The organism is Candidatus Nitrosarchaeum limnium BG20 (assembly GCF_000241145.1).
GTDB lineage: Archaea > Thermoproteota > Nitrososphaeria > Nitrososphaerales > Nitrosopumilaceae > Nitrosarchaeum > Nitrosarchaeum limnae.
The window spans coordinates 1-5183 of the sequence record NZ_AHJG01000049.1 but is presented as its reverse complement, the minus strand read 5'-3'; the positions used below and the strand labels follow the sequence as shown (position 1 = coordinate 5183).

At 31.0% G+C, this 5183-nt stretch carries 6 protein-coding genes and 1 pseudogene; 4 read left to right on the top strand and 3 right to left on the bottom strand.

What is annotated here, in order from left to right; translation table 11 throughout:
- A partial coding sequence (locus tag BG20_RS01765; protein WP_010190072.1) for a hypothetical protein occupies positions 1-264 on the bottom strand: 264 nt, incomplete at its 3' end.
- 44 nt (positions 265-308) lie between these two features.
- On the bottom strand, positions 309-641 hold the full coding sequence (locus BG20_RS01760; RefSeq protein ID WP_010190071.1) for a hypothetical protein: 333 nt from the start codon (positions 639-641) through the stop codon (positions 309-311).
- 301 nt (positions 642-942) lie between these two features.
- On the opposite strand from BG20_RS01760, the gene BG20_RS01755 reads away from it, so the two are divergent.
- From BG20_RS01755 to BG20_RS01740, 4 genes are all read left to right on the top strand, one after another.
- Positions 943-1878 (top strand): phospholipase D-like domain-containing protein, encoded by a 936-nt coding sequence (locus BG20_RS01755; protein WP_010190069.1) that lies wholly within the window; start codon positions 943-945, stop codon positions 1876-1878.
- Positions 1879-1957: 79 nt separating this feature from the next.
- Positions 1958-2764 carry a methyltransferase domain-containing protein gene (locus tag BG20_RS01750; protein WP_010190067.1) on the top strand — a complete coding sequence of 269 codons (807 nt, stop codon included), beginning with the start codon at positions 1958-1960 and terminating at the stop codon, positions 2762-2764.
- A 212-nt stretch (positions 2765-2976) separates the two neighbouring features.
- On the top strand, positions 2977-3882 hold the full coding sequence (locus BG20_RS01745; protein WP_010190065.1) for a UbiA family prenyltransferase: 906 nt from the start codon (positions 2977-2979) through the stop codon (positions 3880-3882).
- A gap of 80 nt (positions 3883-3962) precedes the next feature.
- Positions 3963-4823, top strand: coding sequence for an alpha/beta fold hydrolase (locus BG20_RS01740; protein WP_010190064.1), 861 nt, complete (start codon positions 3963-3965; stop codon positions 4821-4823).
- 21 nt (positions 4824-4844) lie between these two features.
- Here the strand turns inward: BG20_RS01740 and BG20_RS01735 are convergent.
- Positions 4845-5183 (bottom strand): annotated as a pseudogene (locus BG20_RS01735) (hypothetical protein); the annotation flags it as partial.

The window sequence follows — 5183 nt, the reverse complement described above, 5'->3', positions numbered from 1 at the left end:
AGTATAAATTATTCTAGATTTTTTATGATCTAATTTCTCATCAGAGACATTTTTGTTTATGGCAGTAAATATAAAACCACACAAGACAGTTGCCGCTAAAAAACACAAAACCATCACACCAAGCAAACTACTGTGAATTGTAAAGGCACCATATCCGGCAAGCAGACCCATAAATACGCAAAGAAGTGTAAAGAATAGTATGGCAAAGTCAACTGAAGATTCCTTTGAGTTATCCGGCTCGTCTTGCTCTTCAGGATTACTCATTGTTTCTCCATCAATGATAATCAAAACATAACAATGGTGAAAAACTAATCTTTTACACTCTTAACATGTTGTTTTATTTGTATTAGGAATTTTGCAATTGTCTTATGATTACTGGAGCTGTCAAGTTTCATAATTATTGAATGTAGTATGTCGTCACTGTCTGCATAAGATTCGTGTATTGTCGACATTAGATATTCTGGATGCTCTAGACAATCTGAAAAATAACATGCATATTTGTCAAATAATTTTTTTTCAAATTTTTTCAGACTTTCATTGCCCTTACTGGAAATGCTGGTTTGAATAGCTAAACTGGTTAGGGCTTTAGTGATCTCCTCATCTGTAAACGTAAATTCGTATTTGGGTTTTAATAAGAACAATTGACAACCCCCATGCTCTTGTACTTTTTCACATTGATTTGGAAATTATGATTTTGATTCACAGGGTATTTTATCAGGCACTATAAATAAAGATTTACCTGATCTAGATATTATTATGTTAAATTTCCCTAAAATAGATAATAAATTAGTTCTATTAAAATTATTATATTTCAAGTAAAATCAACCACATTTTTCTCGTTTAGATATATAACATAAAAATCATTTAAACGCCCAAAAATGGTAAATTATACACAAATTCCCTGAAAATGGTTATAAATAATCAGTGTTTTCATAGATCACTATGGGCAACAATAATCAGGATTCTGCACTTGTAACGGCTCCAATAGATTCCCTAAATCCTTCAAAAAGAATGCTGGAAATTTTTGAAATTCTTTCGAAAGAGGATGCATTCAATCTTATCGTACTATCAAAGGATGGGCTTAGATCAACTATAGACACTCCTGAAAATATTGGTTTGACAAAAAAACAATACTATACCAGACTAAAACAACTAGTTGATCTTGGAATTCTTGAAAAAAATGAATCGGTTTATCATCACACAACACTTGGAAAGATTCTCTACAAAAATCATTTAATGACTTTATTACAGCATATAAAAAACTCAAAAAATCTCGAGATGGTAGATGTTCTCAAAAAATCAAACAAGTTTGATAATGAAGAGATATTGAAATTTCTCAAGTCAGTTGGAATACAAGACACTATGCCAAATATTGACACAAAGTCTTCTTACACAAGTAACTTTGAAGACATGGTTTCAAAAGTTTTAGAAATGATCGAGTTTGCAAAACACGAAATTATTCTATGTACAAGATTTGCAAATGATTTGATCATAAATTCTATTTTGAAAAAATCTACTATGGGGATCTCTGTTAAGATTTTGGCAGATAATTCATTAGCAGAGTCTTATCTGAACGATGATACTGCAGGTGTTTCCAAGTCAGATAAGAATTCAAATGAAAGGAAAAATGTAGTTTCAAATCCATACTATCCATCAAAAATTGATCGAAGATATATCGATGTGCCGTTTTCAATGTTGATAGTGGATTCACTAAATGTTGGAATTGAATTGGTAAACAACTATGATGGTTCCAAGTTCAAAGGTGTAGTTTTTGTTACAGGTGAAACTCTAGCAAGTCAAATGAAACAAAATTTCAACTCAATGTGGGCAAAGTCATCTACAACACCACCGCAAATAATTACCCGAAATAACTGTTAAACTCTCACGTAAAATAGCATTCTCCTAATCAATTTTAATTGATTACAAGAAATAAAGGTAAATCATACTAGATTTACCTATGAAAAATAACTATGTTCTAGGATATACTTCAAATGAAATGAAGAGGCTACAGATTCAGGCCTCTCTTTTTGAATCATTTGCTAGGGAAGCGTTGATCAAGGCAGGATTAAAACCTGGAATGCGATGCATCGATATTGGCTGCGGTATTGGAAATGTTTCCAAATTAATGAAAGAGATGGTTGGAAAATCAGGAAGTGTTATCGGGACTGACATTGAAAAAAAATATGTTGATTATTGTAACAACAACTGGAAGTCTCTAAATATTTCATTTTCTCAAGACGACATATTAAATTCAAATATTTCAGGAAAATTTGACATTGTTTATTCAAGATTGATGTTTGTCCATCTAAAAAATAAACTAAAAGCAATAAAATTGATGAAGGAAATTGTAAAAAAGAATGGTATGATAATAATTCAAGAGTTAGATCACGCACCTGGTTCATGGTTGTCTCATCCAGACAAGCCTAGTGTTGAGGTATTACGAAAAATCTATGTAAAATTGATAAAAAAGACAGGAGGTGATCCATTTTCTGGACGAAAAATATATGATCTATTTTTAGACGAAGGTTTGCAAACAACATTGTATTGTCAAGTCCCAATTCTACAAATGACTCAAAAACCATTCAGTGAATTGGGATGGATGTTTGCTGACAGTCTAAAATCATCTATTTTATCAAATAATTTTATGACCGAATCACAATTTGAGCAACTCTTTGATGACCTAAAAGAAATCTCAAAAGACAAAAGATGTTTTGTAACCTATGCAAGGTTCTTTACAATTTTTGGAAAAAACACAAAATCTTAGATTTCTTTTTTTCTCATTTATTTTTTATAATTGCCCTATTTTTTCTCATTTAAACCTAATTTCTAAAAATTATGAAATTTACATAATTTATTGATTTTATGATAATTATTTCATAAAATAACCACAATTATCCAAATATTTATAATTCATCATATAATTACCATAATAATGAAAATAAAAGATGTTGTTTACCTAAAATGGAGAACACAAATATGCTATCTGTAGCGAAACTCCAAAACAAAAATCCAAAAAATATATTTGGATTTATCCTGCTTTTGGTAAAATCAAGAATCATAGTGTATGGTTTTGCAATTGCATCACTTGGAACATATTTTATCGCAAACGGATTTCAAGTTCCAGATGTTTTTATCATTTTGAAAATCACAGCTTCAACATATCTTCTTGCCCTTGCAACCTATTTGTATAATGACTTGACCGACCTGAAGGTGGACAGTGTAAATAATACAGACACTTCATACTCTTCAAAAAAGGCAGAATACAAAAGAATACTTTATGCAACAACAATGTTTTTTGTAATTGGTGTGATACTAGCATTTTCTATAAATCCAATGGTGGGACTTGCGTCTCTGGCTTTTTGTGGTTTGGCAATTGCCTACTCTCATCCATTCACTCATCTAAAAAACATATTTGTAATCAAAACTGTCGTGACGGCATTAGGTGGATTTATCGCATCTATGATGGGTGCGTTTGCTGCAGAAAATATTTCTAGTTTAGTTTTAGCATCATCTGTTATCGTATTTTTGTTTTATTTTGTAAATGGTCCATTAAATGACATACGTGATGTAAAAGGTGATAAGAGTGGTGGCAGGAGAACCATACCTATAGTGATTGGTGTCCAAAATAGCTTTTACTTGGTTAATGCCATTATTTTTTCTGTAATGTCAATTCTTGTTATATCTTTTCTTTTGTTTAATGTACATGCACTTGGTTTGACAGCTGGTTTACTAATAACTGGATATCTGTTAGTGAAAATAAAAAAACTATCTAGAAATCATATGGACAAGTTACTGATGAATAAAACAAGAACACTAGTGAGAAATAGCATGTTTGCAGTCCAGATCTCACTATGTTTTGGGTTTCTAATCACAAACATTTGAAAATCAAATGTAATCTCCAATTTAAGGAATAACTCCCAAATTACTCAAATTCATAATTTTAATACTAGTATATACAATACATGGAAATGCCCATAATATTAACAAAACATGGCAACATTAACACAATTAATTTTACTCCTCAAAAACCCTCTGGTAAAACCATAGTGTGTATTCATGGTCTTTGTTGTGATGCAAGAATCTTTCAATATTTGGCGCAGGATTTGACGAGTCGCGGTTTTAGTGTTATCAGTATTGATTTATTTGGGCACGGTACATCTGATGGTAAAAAAGGTGACCCAAATTTTGATGATTGTCTTGACTCACTTTATGAAATTATATTCAAAATAAAGCAGTACTCTAAAGTTTATCTTCTTAGTCATAGCATAGGATGCACCTACTCTTTGTGGTACCTTCAAAGATACGAAAATACACTTGATGGCCTAATCCTACTTGCCCCATATGTGAGGGTAAACATCAAAAAAAGGAGTGATGTAGAGCCAAATATTGCACAATTTTTGTACCTGCTTCTGCGAAGGATAATCTCTCCTGGATTGTTAGTTGACGTCAGGAATACTCTTCCAAACTATACAAAAGTTGGAGGCTACCAAATTGAATCAATGATAAAAGACAAACTCTTAAACTTCAAATATTCTTTGAGATATCTTGTTGATGTTGTAGCATTAAAAAACCAAAATGCAACAAATCTCTCAAAAATTGACATTCCTGTACTTATCTTACATGGAAAAAAAGATCGTCAAGTCTACCCTCAAGTGAGTGAAGCATTTTTCAAGATGATAAAATCGGAAAAAAAATCAATTCAGTTATTTGATTGTGATCATTGGTTTTTTGATGTCATTTTTTATGAGCAAACACAAAACAATTCCCAAGAATCACGAAATGATTTCTTAAAGCATTTATCTGATTGGTTAGAACGAAATTAAAACTTGAGATAAGTCTGAATTTCAGTTTTTAACAAAAGATGATTTTTCATAAATTTGTTTTGGTATTGTACCAACTAATATTATCTCGTTTTTCTTTATGCTAATTTGCAAATTCAAAAATAAGGATTGATATTTTCGTGTTTGGCGGTTATCTGTTGTATATTTTGTAATTATAAAGAAACCTTCTTTTATTAACTCGTTTATCTTCCTATAACATGTAGTCTGTGGTAAATCATTTTTTTCCATTATGATTGCAACATTTTTTGCCGCATCTATTGTCGTCATCAAAATATTTTTCTTGTCTTCATCCCCAAAACTTTTCAAAATAAACTGTGATAATTTTGACTCTAGGAATCTTAT

Coding starts and splice junctions, on each gene's coding strand:
- BG20_RS01755 (WP_010190069.1), top strand. CDS start 943: ATGGGCAACAATAATCAGGATTCTGCACTTGTAACGGCTCCAATAGAT.
- BG20_RS01750 (WP_010190067.1), top strand. CDS start 1,958: ATGAAAAATAACTATGTTCTAGGATATACTTCAAATGAAATGAAGAGG.
- BG20_RS01745 (WP_010190065.1), top strand. CDS start 2,977: ATGCTATCTGTAGCGAAACTCCAAAACAAAAATCCAAAAAATATATTT.
- BG20_RS01740 (WP_010190064.1), top strand. CDS start 3,963: ATGGAAATGCCCATAATATTAACAAAACATGGCAACATTAACACAATT.